At 62.1% G+C, this 13,751-nt stretch carries 13 protein-coding genes; 6 read left to right on the top strand and 7 right to left on the bottom strand.

Annotated elements, in window-relative coordinates:
- The first annotated feature begins 161 nt into the window (after positions 1–161).
- The 3 genes from BBJ66_RS14100 to BBJ66_RS14090 all read left to right on the top strand — a co-directional run bounded on the left by BBJ66_RS14100 (position 162) and on the right by BBJ66_RS14090 (position 3,625).
- Positions 162–1,547: an aldehyde dehydrogenase family protein gene (locus BBJ66_RS14100; protein WP_071087743.1), complete on the top strand. Its 1,386-nt coding sequence runs from the start codon at positions 162–164 to the stop codon at positions 1,545–1,547.
- A complete protein-coding gene (locus BBJ66_RS14095; RefSeq protein ID WP_049733677.1) occupies positions 1,544–2,695 on the top strand; it encodes an iron-containing alcohol dehydrogenase in 1,152 nt (383 codons plus the stop codon). The genes BBJ66_RS14100 and BBJ66_RS14095 overlap by 4 nt, the downstream gene beginning before the upstream one ends.
- A gap of 231 nt (positions 2,696–2,926) precedes the next feature.
- Positions 2,927–3,625 (top strand): ParA family protein, encoded by a 699-nt coding sequence (locus tag BBJ66_RS14090; protein WP_064839762.1) that lies wholly within the window; start codon positions 2,927–2,929, stop codon positions 3,623–3,625.
- Positions 3,626–3,681: 56 nt separating this feature from the next.
- Here the strand turns inward: BBJ66_RS14090 and BBJ66_RS14085 are convergent, their stop codons facing one another.
- The 4 genes from BBJ66_RS14085 to BBJ66_RS14070 form a co-directional block, all read right to left on the bottom strand.
- Positions 3,682–4,437, bottom strand: a complete 756-nt coding sequence (locus BBJ66_RS14085) for an ABC transporter ATP-binding protein (RefSeq protein ID WP_049733675.1) — start codon at positions 4,435–4,437, stop codon at positions 3,682–3,684.
- Position 4,438: 1 nt separating this feature from the next.
- A complete protein-coding gene (locus tag BBJ66_RS14080; protein WP_071087741.1) occupies positions 4,439–5,278 on the bottom strand; it encodes an ABC transporter permease in 840 nt (279 codons plus the stop codon).
- Between the two features lie 82 nt (positions 5,279–5,360).
- The gene (locus BBJ66_RS14075) at positions 5,361–6,332 is read right to left on the bottom strand and encodes an aliphatic sulfonate ABC transporter substrate-binding protein (protein WP_049733673.1); all 972 of its coding nucleotides are present in this window, start codon (positions 6,330–6,332) and stop codon (positions 5,361–5,363) included.
- 226 nt (positions 6,333–6,558) lie between these two features.
- Positions 6,559–7,959: a L,D-transpeptidase gene (locus BBJ66_RS14070; RefSeq protein WP_071087739.1), complete on the bottom strand. Its 1,401-nt coding sequence runs from the start codon at positions 7,957–7,959 to the stop codon at positions 6,559–6,561.
- Positions 7,960–8,214: 255 nt separating this feature from the next.
- Between BBJ66_RS14070 and BBJ66_RS14065 the strand changes: the two genes are divergently transcribed.
- The 3 genes from BBJ66_RS14065 to BBJ66_RS14055 all read left to right on the top strand — a co-directional run bounded on the left by BBJ66_RS14065 (position 8,215) and on the right by BBJ66_RS14055 (position 9,882).
- The gene (locus BBJ66_RS14065; RefSeq protein WP_071087737.1) at positions 8,215–9,054 is read left to right on the top strand and encodes an aldose 1-epimerase family protein; all 840 of its coding nucleotides are present in this window, start codon (positions 8,215–8,217) and stop codon (positions 9,052–9,054) included.
- A gap of 71 nt (positions 9,055–9,125) precedes the next feature.
- Positions 9,126–9,464: a TIGR01244 family sulfur transferase gene (locus BBJ66_RS14060; RefSeq protein ID WP_049733670.1), complete on the top strand. Its 339-nt coding sequence runs from the start codon at positions 9,126–9,128 to the stop codon at positions 9,462–9,464.
- A gap of 73 nt (positions 9,465–9,537) precedes the next feature.
- Positions 9,538–9,882 (top strand): RidA family protein, encoded by a 345-nt coding sequence (locus BBJ66_RS14055; RefSeq protein WP_049733669.1) that lies wholly within the window; start codon positions 9,538–9,540, stop codon positions 9,880–9,882.
- A 40-nt stretch (positions 9,883–9,922) separates the two neighbouring features.
- On the opposite strand, the gene BBJ66_RS14050 is transcribed toward BBJ66_RS14055, so the two are convergent.
- Genes BBJ66_RS14050 through BBJ66_RS14040 form a run of 3 tightly spaced genes read right to left on the bottom strand, consistent with a single transcriptional unit; the run spans position 9,923 to position 13,750 of the window.
- A complete protein-coding gene (locus tag BBJ66_RS14050; protein ID WP_071087735.1) occupies positions 9,923–11,581 on the bottom strand; it encodes a thiamine pyrophosphate-binding protein in 1,659 nt (552 codons plus the stop codon).
- On the bottom strand, positions 11,578–12,777 hold the full coding sequence (locus tag BBJ66_RS14045) for a CaiB/BaiF CoA transferase family protein (RefSeq protein ID WP_049733667.1): 1,200 nt from the start codon (positions 12,775–12,777) through the stop codon (positions 11,578–11,580). The genes BBJ66_RS14050 and BBJ66_RS14045 overlap by 4 nt, the downstream gene beginning before the upstream one ends.
- A gap of 16 nt (positions 12,778–12,793) precedes the next feature.
- Positions 12,794–13,750 (bottom strand): DMT family transporter, encoded by a 957-nt coding sequence (locus tag BBJ66_RS14040; protein WP_071087733.1) that lies wholly within the window; start codon positions 13,748–13,750, stop codon positions 12,794–12,796.
- Between the last annotated feature and the right edge of the window lies 1 nt (position 13,751).

Here is a 13,751-nt window from a genome sequence, read left to right as displayed (position 1 = left end):
TAAACGGGGAGAGGGGACGTGCCCTGCGAGACGTTGGCGAGGGCCGGAGAGGGTGCGGCTATCCCCCTTCGCCCCGTTTACGGGGAGAAGGTGCCGGCAGGCGGATGAGGGGCTATGGCCCTCGACCGAATTTTTGATCAATACGAGGACGGAAATCGATCATGGCAATGATCCAATGCATTTCACCGATTGACGGGTCGGTCTACGCCGAACGCGCCGCACTTTCGCTCGACGCTGCCAAGGATGTGGTGGCGCGGGCCCGCAAAGCGCAGAAGGCCTGGGCGAGACGGCCGCTTGAAGAGCGTGTTCAGCTTGTCCTGAAGGGTGCTGCACGGCTGAACGAGATGTCCGACACGGTTGTGCCGGAGCTTGCCTGGCAGATGGGCCGGCCGATCAAGTACGGCGGCGAATACAAGGGTTTCAACGAGCGCTCCAACTATGTCGCCTCGATCGCGGCCGATGCGCTGGCGCCTTTGGTGGTCGAGGAGAGCGACCGTTTCGAGCGCCGCATCGAGCGTGAGGCGCATGGTGTCGTCTTCGTCGTCGCGCCGTGGAATTATCCCTATATGACGGCGATCAACACGATCGCGCCGGCACTGATGGCCGGCAATACGGTGGTGCTGAAACATGCCTCGCAGACGCTGCTGGTCGGCGAGCGGCTGGTACAGGCCTTCATCGAGGCCGGCGTTCCAGAGGACGTGTTCCAGAATGTCTTCCTCGATCATCAGACGACTTCGGCGCTGATTGCCGCCGGTAGCTTCAATTTCGTCAACTTCACCGGATCGGTCGAAGGCGGGCGCTCGATGGAGCGGGCCGCCGCCGGCACCTTCACCGGGCTCGGGCTCGAACTCGGCGGCAAGGACCCGGGTTACGTCATGGAAGACGCCGATCTCGAGGCGGCCGTCGATACGCTGATGGATGGCGCGACCTACAATTCCGGCCAGTGCTGCTGCGGCATTGAGCGCGTCTATGTGCACGAGTCTCTTTACGACGCCTTTGTCGAGAAATCGGTCGCCTGGGTGTCCAACTACAAGCTCGGCAATCCACTCGATCCCGATACTTCGCTCGGGCCGATGGCGAACAAGCGCTTCGCCAAGGTGGTGCGCGAGCAGATTGCCGAGGCGGTTTCCAAGGGCGCGAAGGCGCTTGTCGACCCGAAGCTTTTTCCGCAGGATGACGGCGGCGCCTATCTCGCACCGCAGGTTCTCGTCGATGTCGACCATTCCATGGCCTTCATGCGCGAAGAGACCTTCGGTCCGGCGGTCGGCATCATGAAGGTGAAAAGCGACGAGGAGGCGCTCGCTCTGATGAACGACAGCCAGTACGGGCTGACGGCCTCGCTCTGGACCAAAGATGTCGAGCGGGCAGCGCGGCTTGGCCGCGAAATCGAAACCGGCACCGTTTTCATGAACCGCGCGGATTATCTCGATCCGGCGCTCTGCTGGACCGGCGTCAAGGAGACCGGCCGCGGCGGCTCGCTGTCGATCATCGGCTTCCAGAATCTGACCCGTCCGAAATCCTTCCACCTGAAGAAAGTCACAGCATGAGCAGCAACATCACCGCAAACTGGAGCTATCCGACATCGGTCAAGCTCGGCCGGGGCCGGATCAAGGAACTGGCCGACGCCTGCAAGAGCCTCGGCATCAAAAAGCCGCTGCTCGTCACCGACCGCGGCCTCGCCGCGATGGCGATCACCAAGAACGCGCTCGATATCCTCGAAGATGCCGGCCTCGGCCGGGCGATCTTTGCCGATGTCGATCCGAATCCGAACGAGAGGAATCTCGAGGCCGGCGTCAAGGCTTTCAAGGATGGCGGCCATGACGGCGTCGTCGCCTTCGGCGGCGGCTCCGGCCTCGATCTCGGCAAGTGCGTCGCCTTCATGGCCGGCCAGACCCGGCCGGTCTGGGACTTCGAGGATATCGGCGACTGGTGGACGCGTGCGAGTGTCGAGGGCATTGCCCCGATCGTCGCCGTGCCGACAACGGCGGGCACCGGCTCGGAAGTGGGCCGCGCCAGCGTCATCACCAATTCCGTCACGCATGTGAAGAAGATCATCTTCCATCCGAAGTTCCTGCCAGGAGTCGTCATCTCCGACCCGGAACTGACGGTCGGCATGCCGAAAATCATCACGGCCGGCACCGGCATGGACGCGTTTGCCCATTGCCTGGAAGCCTATTCCTCGCCCTTCTATCACCCGATGTCGGCCGGCATCGCGCTCGAAGGCATGCGGCTCGTCAAGGAATTTCTGCCGCGCGCCTATCGGGAAGGCACCGATCTCGAAGCCCGCGCCAACATGATGTCCGCTGCCGCCATGGGCGCGGTCGCCTTTCAGAAGGGGCTCGGCGCCATCCACGCGCTGTCGCATCCGATCGGCGCCGTCTACAACACCCACCATGGCATGACCAACGCGGTTGTCATGCCGGCGGTTCTGCGCTTCAACCGCAAAGTGATCGAAGAGAAGATCGGCCGGGCGGCGGCTTATCTCGGCATATCAGGCGGTTTCGACGGCTTCTACGACTACGTGCTGAAGCTCCGCTCCGAACTCGGCGTGCCGGAGACGCTGACGGCGATGGGAATCGCTCCAGACCGGATCGATGAATTGTCGGCCATGGCGATCGAAGATCCGAGCGCGGGCGGCAACCCAGTTGCGATGACGCTCGAAAACACCAAGGCCCTGTTCAGGGATTGCTTCTGAACTCATAAGAGCGGACCCGCAGATTGTCCCGGAAAGCCTTTGGCTTTCCGGGCTTTTTTATTTTGGGGGACATCCCCAATTTTAGGGATGTGAAAAATACCGGCTGCAATTTCGGCGCGCGTGTTTGGAATTTGTTAACCATGATTAGAAAGGATGGATTAACCGCACGATGCTCCGATGGTGCGTAAGAGAGCGATTCCGGCTCGCACCATTTCCTTCCGAGGACTGACCATGCCTGTCATCACATTCGCAAACACCAAGGGCGGCGCCGGCAAGACCACCGCTGTTCTCCTGCTCGCCACCGAGCTTGCCCGCAAGGGTTACCGTGTCACCATTCTCGACGCCGATCCGCAGCACTGGATTTCGCGCTGGCACGAGATCTCAGGTCATGTGCCCAATATTTCGGTGATCGATTTCGTGACCACCGCCTCGCTGCCGCTGCATATCAGCGAAAACAAGCACAATACCGACTATTTCATCGTCGACCTGCCGGGTGCGCGCAATCCGCTGCTTGCCACTGCCGTCGGCCTTTCCGACCATGTGCTGATCCCGATCCAGGGCTGTGCAATGGACGCGCGCGGCGGCGCACAGGTGCTCGAACTGCTGCAATATCTGGACGAGAAGGCAGGCATCAAGATCGGCCATTCGGTGGTGTTGACCCGCGTCAACTCGATGGTGACGACAAGGGCGCTGCAGCTCGTCAAGTCGCTGCTCAGCGAGCGGCACGTGCCGGTACTGGATACCGCTATCATCGAACGCTCGGCCTTCCGCGACATCTTCGACTGTGGCGGCACGCTGCACACGATCGATCCCACACGCGTCAGCAATCTCGACAAGGCGCGTGAGAACGCCACCTGTTTCGCCGAGGAAATTATGAGCAAACTGCCGGTCAGGCTGACGGCATCGCCCCGGATGGCGACGGCGGCCTGACAGGTTCCGCATCCTCAGACGAAATGCGTCCGGTTCGCCAGCGACGCATTTCGTTTTCAGGGGCTTGCGGTGCGGACGCCATTATTGAGAGAATGCGCCAGAAGGTCGGAAAGACGTCTTTTGACTCCGGCCAATTCGTCCGACATGCGATTGCGTTGCCGGGGCAAGCCGACATCGACCACTTCGAGAATGCGGCCCGGCCAAGGGCACATCACGACGACGCGATCGGCGAGAAAAGCAGCCTCTTCGATATCGTGGGTGACCAGCAGCATCGTCGTGGCATTCAAACGCCAGAGATCGATCAGATGATCCTGGAGTTCAGCGCGCGTCATCGCATCGAGTGCTGAGAAGGGCTCGTCCAATAGAAGCACGGACGGTTTCGTTACGAGCGCGCGCGCCAAGGCCACACGCTGAGCCTGCCCGCCGGACAATTCCTTGATCCAGCGGTTCTCATAGCCGGCAAGGCCGATCTTCTCCAGGGCTGCCGATACCTGCTTTTCGCGTTCGCCGCTTGCCAGATGACGCAGGCCGAAACCGATATTACCCGCGACCGTCAGCCAGGGAAAAAGCCGGGGCTCCTGGAAGACGATATTCACGAGCGCGTCCGGCTCCGTCAGCCGCTGTCCCTCCAGGCTGATCTCGCCTTGGGTGGGCGCCTCCAGGCCCGATAACAACCGCAGAAGAGTGCTCTTGCCGCAGCCCGACCCGCCGATGACTGCGATCAGTTCCCCCTTTCCGACCTTCAGGGAGAAATCTTGCAGCGCGTGCGTTCCGTTGGGATAAATCTTGGAGAGAGAGCGGATATCGAGCATGTCAGATCCCGCCCGCATGGCTGTCACGCCAGCGCAGAAATGGCGCCGTTGCGATCAGAAGCAGGCTGTCGGTCGCCTTGCCGACAATGGCAAAGATCAAGATAGCGGCAAGGATCTGATCCGGCTTTCCGAGCTGCTGACCGTCCACCAGGAGATAGCCCAGGCCCTCCGACGCGCCCATGAATTCCGCCGCGACGACGAACATCCAACCGAGACCCAGGCCAGCGCGCAGGGCAAGGATATAGTCGGGTAGAACTGCCGGCAGCAGGATCAGGCGAACGAGGTCGAAGCCGGACAGCCGGAAGACGCGGCCGACCTCGACGATGCGCCTGTCAACGCCGACGACGGCGCCATAGACCCCGAGATAGACCGGGAAGAAGACGCCGACGCCGATCAAGGCGACTTTGGAGGCTTCGAAAATACCGAACCACAGGATGAACAGCGGCACCCAGGCAATCGACGGAATGGCTCTGAGGGCCTGCAGGGTCGGATCGAGCAGGCGTGCGAGCAATCTGGAGTAGCCGGTCAGGGCCCCGAGCGCAGTCCCCGCCAGGGACCCGAAGGCAAAACCGATCGCCACTCTGCGCAGCGTCGCACCGACATGCGTTGTCAGATCTCCCGATGCCGCCAGCGTATAGACCGTATAGAGAATTTTCGAGGGCGGAGGCATCAGACGACCCCCGACCACTCCCGTGCGGACGAGGATCTCCCAGGCGGCAAACAGCGCAACCGGAAACACCATCCCAACGATCGGATGATCGAAAGGCGAGACCCGGCGCTGCCGGGTCTCCTTTGTGGTTTCGGTGTTGCGCCATGACAGCGCGATGTCCACCAACGACATGGGAATGCCTTTAGTTTTTCGTTTTGATGCATGTCGTTCTCCCGGAACCGCTGCACACTTCCGGGCGACATGCATGATGGCTTTATTGGCCCAGCGCTGCGGAGGCATAGCTGGGGTCGATCAGCGCCGACACGGTCTGTTTGACATCGACGTCGGCTTTGATGACCTCCGCCTTCTGAAGAGCAAGACCCGCAGCCTCGATCGTTTCGCGCTGGGCATCGCCGATCACGGAATAGCCGAGGTTAGTGCGCTCCAACTGGCGCTCGATCACGCTATCGGGCAGCTTGGTGGCGGCAACGAGGGCGGCTTTCAGCTTGGCCGGGTCTTTCAGAGCTTCGGTGCGGGCCTTCTCGTAGGAGGCAAGAACGCGTTTGACGATATCGGGATGCGCGGCGGCAAACTCCTCGCGCACGTTGAGAACGCCCCAGCTGTTGTTTTCCGGCTTGCGATAGAAGAGCACATCGCCGTCTTCGATCTCGGCGGAGGCCATGATCGGATCGAGGCCGGCCCAGGCATCGACGTCACCGCGCTTCAATGCAAGGCGGCCGTCGGCATGCTGGAGCAGGACGAGCGACACGTCCTTTTCAGTGAGACCCGCATCGGCAAGCGCGCGAACCAGGAAAATGTGCGGATCGGTGCCGCGCGTCACGGCGATGGACTTGCCCTTGAGGTCCTCGACCTTGGCTATGCCGGTATCCTTGCGTGTTACCAGCGCGGTCCATTCCGGACGCGAATAGACGTAGATGGATTTGATCGGATTGCCGTTGACGCGACCGATCAAAGCGGCGGCACCGGCGGTCGAGCCGAAGTCGAGAGAACCGGCATTCAGAAATTCGAGGGCTTTGTTTGAGCCTGCGGACTGGACCCAGGTTATCTTGATCCCATCCTTTTCGAACTCCTTTTCCAGGATGCCTTCATCCTTCAGGATAAGGCTGACCGGGTTGTAGGTCGCCCAGTCCACGCGAATTTCCGAGATATCGGCAGCCCGCGCCCCCGTGCCGACTGCGACCAAACCCGCAAACAGGCTCAAAGCCAGGCGAACAAACGATTTCATACGACCTCCAAAATTGTTATTTTGTTAAATCTACAGATTTAATGTCTTTTTGCGCGCTTTCAGGTTCCAAACTTTGAAACGGGGGAGCAAATTTGAACTGCCGCAGCGGCTCCCGCTAGATTGTTGTGTCAAAAAGGAAGGGCCGGGATCGACCGCGCTGCGGTCGATCCCGGCCCTTCGATATGGTTCCTCACCAGGCTTCATTCCGCCTGGAGACGCATTCCGATCAATCGACGAATTCGACCGTCACCCCCGGCTTGACCATCTTGGCAAGCTCGGTCGCGTCCCAATTGGTGAGGCGGATGCAGCCGTGGCTCTGGGTGCGGCCGATCTTGGAGGGCTCGGGCGTGCCGTGGATGCCGTAGGTCGGCTTGGAGAGCGCCATCCAAACGGTGCCGACGGGGCCGTTCGGGCCTGGCGGAATGTTGAGGATCTTGTCGTTGGCGCCCTGCTGGAAATTGATCTTCGGATTGTAGGTATAGCCGGGATTGAACGCGACGCGCTCGACCGTCACGGTGCCCGACGGCGAGGGTGTGTCGGTGGAGCCGATCGATGCCGGATAGGCGGCAACGAGATTGCCGGCGTTATCATAGGCAAAGACCTGCTTGCGGCCCTTGTCGGCGATGATGCGGGCAACCTCGCCGCTTTTCGGCTCGCCCGGATTGACGACCTTGATGACGGTGCCAGCAACGCTGAAATCGGCACCGGGGTTCATCTCCTTGAGGAAGGCCTCGTCCATGTGGAAGCGCTCGGCCAGCATTTCGGTGGTCGAGGTAAAGGCCAGCGACGGCAGCAGCGCCTTATGCGAATAGTCTTCCGGGATCTCGGCGACGTAGGGGCCGGCGGCATCGGCCGGCGTGATCGTGTAGCTGACGACCGGCAGGCCGCCGTTCATGCGCAGCTCTTCCAGAATGGCGTCGGTGTCGTTCGGGTCGAGTTTCGAGCCGGTCATCTGGTCATAGGCATAGATCGATTTGGTGACGTTCGAGCCCATATGGCCATCGATGACGCCGGGAGAGATGCCGGCGCGATCGAGGAAGACCTGCAGGGCGACAATCTCCGGCTTCGACTTGTTTTTCAGTGTGATGACGGGTTCATCAGGCGCGGCCTTGGGCGCGTCGGCGGGCGGGAGCTGCTGATCGGGATCGATCGAGGCATAATCGTCGCCGGCCTGCGGATTGCCGATGCTGTTGTCCTCGGGATAGGCTTGGCCGTCGAGCGGCTGGCGTTCGATCGCCGCATCGCGCGGGATGCCGCCGGTGACCGCGCCGCGCTCGGAATAACGCGTGTCGCCAGAGGTGTTGTCGTCGGCATAATAGGGATCGTTGCCGTTCTGGTCTGCATTGACCTCGCTCGGGCCGGGCCGCGGCGGATAATAGCCGCGGGCGCGCATCTCGGTGGCGACGACATTGCCGTAGTCGTCGATCAGCACGCGGTTGCCGCTGCGGTCGCGGGCGTAGATATAGCCGCGCGGGACATAGTCGAGGATTTCGCCGTTCGGCGTCACCAGCACGACATCGCTCTGGCGGCGGTCGCGGAACTGCTGCGCGCTTGCCTGCGGCGCTGCAGCCGCGATGGCTGCCAGCACGGCCGCAAGCGAAAATGCCGACTTCAAAAAGCGATTCACGTCTCACACCTCGAACAGGGACTGGGCCGACACACACCTGCGAATTTTGACGCTAGTGTGGAATTTATGAAAGCGTGCTGAACAAAATATGAAAATCACTAAGATTTCCTTTTACTCATAAACGTTTGCGTCCCGGTGTCAGTTCCGCAAAATCCACGGTTGTGGCAAAAGCGCAAGAGAGGAAAAGGGTTCGATTGACGAAAGACGGCGCAAAATCTAACGCTACTCGGCCGATAAGCCCCTGAGGAGACTGCGATGATCGAATTTGCCGCTGCAAGCTGGCCGCGCCTGATGCTCGATGAAACATCGGTGCTGGATATCGGCGGCTGCATCGTCGAAGGCGTCGATATCGCGCCGAAGCGCGCCATTCCCGACGATGGCGACCCGCGAATCGATCACTCGCTCGAAGGCTTCCTGTTCACCTGCGGGCCGGACCATATCCGCCACCGCCAGCCGATCGCCGGGCGGACCGACGGCAAGGTCTATCCGCTGCACGGATCGGCCTCCGGCCATGCGGCCAAGGTGCTGTGGACGAAGTTTGAGAACGGCAATGCCGAATGCCGCGCCGATATCGACATCATCACCGTCGAGGGACTGCCGCAGCGCATCGAGCGGCTGTGGCGGATCGATGGGGCGACCGGCGAGGTGCGGCTCGACGACCGGGTCGTCAATACCAGCGACCGGACGGTGCCGACCTTCCTGATGTATCACATGAACACCGGCGGCAAATGGCTGGACGAGGGCACGCGGCTGGAAGGACCGATGTTGGAGAATGGCGGTTTCCCCTGGACGTTCGGCGAGGAGCCGGGCAGCATCTTCTGCGTGCCGGCGCCGGCAACGGAGGAGGGCTTGGCGGAAATCCGCCTCGGGCCGATCGCCGCGATCGGCGGCAGGACGCTCCGCGTGCGCTTCCGCGCCGATACGCTGCCCTATCTGCAGGTCTGGCGGAACCAGAAGGCGCCGGCCCATATTATCGGCATCGAGCCGGTTTCGCATCGCTGGGTCACGCGCGACGAGCTTCAGGCGGCCGGCGAATTCAACATGCTGGCATCAGGCGAGAGCCGCAGCTATGGGCTGAGCTTTGCCTTCCTGTGAGCGAAGTGTTGTTGACGCTTGCCAAGCTGCGTCGTAGACCTTCAGCCCACCATTTTTGAGGAGACAGGACGATGGATATTCGCCAGATCGACGATGAATATTCGGTTTCGGGTCAGATCACGCCCGAGGACCTCGACGAGATCAAGGCGCTGGGGTTCAAATCGATCGTCTGCCACCGCCCGGATCATGAAAGCCCCGATCAGACGTCGTTCTCTGTCATTGAGGCGCGCGCCAAGGAGCTCGATCTCGATATCGCCCATGTGCCTGTCGGGCCGATGGGCGTGACCGAGGAAGCCGTGCAGGGTATGGTCGATGCGCTCGACGAATTCCCGCGGCCGATGCTCGGCTATTGCCGCTCCGGCGCCCGCTCGACGGCGATCTACCAGAAGACCCACCATATCCGCAGCTAAGGTCCCGTCCGGCTGCCGATTTTCCGGCGCTGCACCGCAGCGCCGCCACCTTCCATTCACTCAGGAGACTATGATGAGCATTAAGCGTATCGACGTCGGCGCGCGCATGAGCGGCGCCGTCATTCACGGCAACACGGTCTATCTCGCAGGCCAGGTCGGCGAGGGCGAAAGCGTCACCGATCAGTGCAAGTCCTCGCTTGCCGAAGTCGACCGCCTGCTGGCTGCTTCGGGCAGCAACAAATCGAAGATCCTGCAGACCCTCGTCTATCTCTCCGACATCGCTTATTTCGCCGAGATGAACGCCGCCTGGGAAGCCTGGATCGATCCGGCCAATCCGCCCGCCCGCGCCACCAGCGAAGCCAAGCTCGCTGCGCCGAAATACAAGGTCGAGTTCATCGTCACGGCCGCGATCGACTGATCGTCGCGGTAATTCTGCCTTTGAAAGCCGGTGGGGAAACCTACCGGCTTTTTGTTTGCGCGATTTCCGAGAGCGTGCGTGTCGGCGTGATCGCCTCGGGATCGAGTTTGACTTCGATAATTGCGGGCTTGCCGCTTGCGCGCGCCCGCTCGAAGGCCGGGGCGAATTGCTCGGTGCTTTCCACCGTCTCGCCATGGCCGCCATAGGCGCGGGCAAGGGCCGCGAAGTCAGGGTTGGTCAGGTCGGTGCTGCTGACGCGGCCGGGATATTCACGCTCCTGATGCATGCGGATCGTGCCGTACATGCCGTTATTGACGACGATTGCGATGATCGGCAGGCCGTAGCGGATGGCGGTGGCGAATTCCTGGCCGTGCATCAGGAAGCAGCCGTCGCCGGCAAAGCAGATGACCTCGCGCTCGGGAAACAGCTGCTTGGCGGCGACTGCGGCCGGCAGGCCGTATCCCATCGAGCCGGAGGTGGGAGCGGCCTGGGTGTTGAAGCGGCGGAAACGGTGGAAGCGGTGCAGCCAGGTGGCATAGTTGCCGGCGCCGTTGGTGAAGATCGTTTCCGGTCCGGTATTGGCTTCCAGCCACTCCATGATCGGTCCCATATGAACGGCGCCAGGACCTGTCGCCGGCGGCTTCGACCAGGAAAGATAGGCCTGGTGCATGCGCTCAGTGCGCTCCGCCCAATGCGGCTCGGCCGGCGCTTCCAGATCGGCGAGTGCGGCGACGAAATCGGCAGGAGCGGCGCAGATCGCAAGATCCGGGCGGTAGACGCGTCCGAGTTCAGAAGGATCGGGATAGACGTGCACCAGCGATTGCTGGGGGTAGGGGATATCGATCAGCGTATAGGATGAGGACGGCATTTCCGACATGCGGCCGCCGAGCAGGATCAGCAGGTCGCTCTCCTTGATCTCCTTGGCCAGAACAGGATTGATGCCTATGCCGACATCGCCGGCATAGGCGGGATGGAGATGATCGAACAGCATCTGCCGGCGGAAGGAGCAGCCGACCGGCAGTTGGAAACGCTCGGCGAAGATGGCGAAATCGGCGACGGCATCGGCATCCCAGCGCGTGCCGCCAAGGATCACCAGCGGCCGCTCGGCCTTCAGCAGTCTGATATAGAGATCGTCGATCTGGCGGCGACCGGGATGGGCCTCGACGCTGACATAGCGCTTGGCGCGGGGTGCCTCGACCTCGTCGCGCAGCATGTCCTCCGGCAGCGTCAGTACGACAGGGCCGGGGCGGCCGGAGGTGGCGATCGCGAAGGCGCGAGTGACGAATTCGGGAATGCGGGCGGCATCGTCGATCTCGCCCACCCATTTGGCGAATTCGGTGAAGGCGCGGCGGAATTCGACCTCCTGGAAGGCCTCGCGCTCGCGGGCTTCGCGCTGCACCTGGCCGATGAAGAGGATCATCGGGATCGAATCCTGCTTGGCGATGTGCAGGCCGGCGGACGCGTTGGTGGCGCCGGGGCCGCGGGTGACCATGCAGATGCCGGGTTCGCCGGTCAGCCGGCCCCAGCAATCCGCCATCATTGCCGCCCCGCCCTCCTGGCGGCAGACGACGACGTCGATCTCGCTGTCGCGCAGCGCGTCGAGGACGGCGAGGAAACTCTCGCCCGGCACGCAGGACAGACGCTTGACGCCGTTCGCCTTCAGCGCCTCGACGATGAGTTGCCCGCCTGTTCTTTTCATGACGATGCCTTCCTCTCGCGCTCGGCGAGTTCCGCCAGAATTTCTTCGGTGTGTTCGCCGAGACGCGGGCTCGGCCTGGTGTAACGCAACGGTGTCTCCGACAGCACCACCGGCGTCCTGACCCCCGGGATGACGGTGCCGGCGGCATCCGCAAGGTCGATGCGCAGGCCGCGGGCTCGTACCTGAGGGTCGGCGAACATCTCTTCGATCGTGTTGATCGGGCCGGCGGGAACCCCATTCTCCTCGCAGGCCTTCAACAGATCCGCCTTCTGCCATTTCAGCGTCTCGGTGGAGATGAGACGGCGAACCTCGCCGCGATTGGCGACCCGGGCCTTGTTGGTGGCGAAACGTTCGTCGCCGGCAATCGCATCCAGGCTGAGAATGCTGCAGAGGCGGCGAAACTGGCCGTCGTTTCCAACTGCGAGGATAAGATAACCGTCCGCCGCCGGCACGACCTCATAGGGCGAGATATTCGGATGGGCATTGCCGAGGCGGGTGGGTGCTGTGCCGGAGACCAGGTAATTCATGTTCTGATTGGCCAGCACGGCCGATTGCACATCGAGCAGGGCCATGTCGACGAGCTGGCCTTCGCCCGACTTGAGCGCGTGGATCAGGGCGGCCTCTATCGCCGAGACGGCATAGATGCCGGTGAAGATATCGGCGATCGCCACGCCCGCCTTCATCGGCTGGCCGTCCGGCTCGCCGGTGATCGACATGAAGCCGGACATGCCCTGGACGATGTAATCATAGCCGGCGAGGCTGGCGTAAGGGCCGGTCTGGCCGAAGCCGGTGATCGAGCAATAGACGAGTTTCGGGTTCACCTTGCGCAGGCTGTCGTAGTCGAGCCCGTATTTGACGAGGCCGCCGAGCTTGAAATTCTCGATCACCACATCGGCTGACGCAACCAGGCGGCGGACGAGCTCCTGGCCTTCGGGGCTTCTCAGGTCGGCGGTGACGGAGCGTTTGCCGCGATTGGCGGCGTGGTAATAGGCGGCCGAAAGATTGTCGCCGTCGGCGCCTTCGACGAAGGGCGGACCCCATTGGCGCGTATCGTCGCCGCCGTCGGGGTTTTCGACCTTGATGACGTCGGCGCCGAGATCGGCGAGTATCTGCCCCGCCCACGGGCCGGCCAGCACGCGGGCAAGCTCAATCACCCGGATGCCTGCAAGCGGGGGCCTTTTCGTGGTCTGCGTCATATTCCCTCGTCGATTTTTACGGCACCAGCGTCGCCTCAGATGTATCGGATACAGGCTTTGAAGCAAAGCGGCGCTCGCGCCAGATGATGTACAAGCCCGATGCCATGATGATGGCGATGCCGAGCCATTTGATCGCATCCGGAAAGTCGCCGAAAACCAGCCAGGCAAAGATCGTCGCCGAGACGATTTCGAAATATTGCAGCGGCGCCAGCGTCGAGGCGGGTGCGGCGCGATAGGCATAGACGCCGAAGATGCCCGCAATTGCGGCCATGGCGCCGACGCCGGCGACGTAGAACCAGGCGCTGCCTTCGGGCATGACGGGATCAAAGAGATCGGAGCCGCTTCCTTCGCCGGCAAAAAGCAGGATGGTGCAGAAGAGGAGGCCCCAGATACCCATCTGGAACTGCATCGCCCAGGGATCTTCCCGGTGCGACAGGACGCGGGTCATCAGTACGAAGGTCGCGATGCAGAGCGCGCTGACGACGGGCAGGAGGGCGATATAGCCGACCTCCTGGAAACTCGGCTGGATTATCAGCATCGCCCCGAAAAAGCCGACGCCGCAGGCGGTGTAACGCCGCCAGCCGATCGTCTCCTTGAGAAAGATGCCGCCGAGGATCGTCACCATGATCGGCTCGACGAAAAAGATCGCAATCGCGTCGGCGACCGCCATGTATTTCAGCGTGGTGACGAACGAGATCATCGAGACGGTGATGATCAAGCCGCGGATGGCATGGAACAGGCTCTGGCGCCAGGAGAAATCGGCAAAGCTGCGCCGCCATATGACGATCGGCAGCATGCATAGCGCCTGCACGACGAAACGGCCGGCGGTGACTTCAGCGGAGGGGATGGTGACGACGGCGAGCTTGGCGAAGATATCGATCAGCGGCGAGAACATCACCGAAAGGAACATCAGCGCAAGCCCCGTCGTCACCTCGGAGGCTGAGGAAACGGGGCGGGCGGAGGTGTTGCTCATG

The sequence above is a fragment of the Rhizobium sp. RSm-3 genome (genome assembly GCF_001854685.1).
GTDB classification, from domain to species: Bacteria; Pseudomonadota; Alphaproteobacteria; order Rhizobiales; family Rhizobiaceae; genus Rhizobium; species Rhizobium ecuadorense.
The sequence above is the reverse complement of the archived record's forward strand: the minus strand, read 5'-3'. Positions and strand labels throughout refer to the sequence as shown.

Coding starts and splice junctions, on each gene's coding strand:
- BBJ66_RS14075 (WP_049733673.1), bottom strand. CDS start 6,332: ATGAAATCGTTTGTTCGCCTGGCTTTGAGCCTGTTTGCGGGTTTGGTC.
- BBJ66_RS14050 (WP_071087735.1), bottom strand. CDS start 11,581: ATGAAAAGAACAGGCGGGCAACTCATCGTCGAGGCGCTGAAGGCGAAC.
- BBJ66_RS14055 (WP_049733669.1), top strand. CDS start 9,538: ATGAGCATTAAGCGTATCGACGTCGGCGCGCGCATGAGCGGCGCCGTC.
- BBJ66_RS14085 (WP_049733675.1), bottom strand. CDS start 4,437: ATGCTCGATATCCGCTCTCTCTCCAAGATTTATCCCAACGGAACGCAC.
- BBJ66_RS14100 (WP_071087743.1), top strand. CDS start 162: ATGGCAATGATCCAATGCATTTCACCGATTGACGGGTCGGTCTACGCC.
- BBJ66_RS14040 (WP_071087733.1), bottom strand. CDS start 13,750: ATGAGCAACACCTCCGCCCGCCCCGTTTCCTCAGCCTCCGAGGTGACG.
- BBJ66_RS14060 (WP_049733670.1), top strand. CDS start 9,126: ATGGATATTCGCCAGATCGACGATGAATATTCGGTTTCGGGTCAGATC.
- BBJ66_RS14095 (WP_049733677.1), top strand. CDS start 1,544: ATGAGCAGCAACATCACCGCAAACTGGAGCTATCCGACATCGGTCAAG.
- BBJ66_RS14090 (WP_064839762.1), top strand. CDS start 2,927: ATGCCTGTCATCACATTCGCAAACACCAAGGGCGGCGCCGGCAAGACC.
- BBJ66_RS14045 (WP_049733667.1), bottom strand. CDS start 12,777: ATGACGCAGACCACGAAAAGGCCCCCGCTTGCAGGCATCCGGGTGATT.
- BBJ66_RS14080 (WP_071087741.1), bottom strand. CDS start 5,278: ATGTCGTTGGTGGACATCGCGCTGTCATGGCGCAACACCGAAACCACA.
- BBJ66_RS14065 (WP_071087737.1), top strand. CDS start 8,215: ATGATCGAATTTGCCGCTGCAAGCTGGCCGCGCCTGATGCTCGATGAA.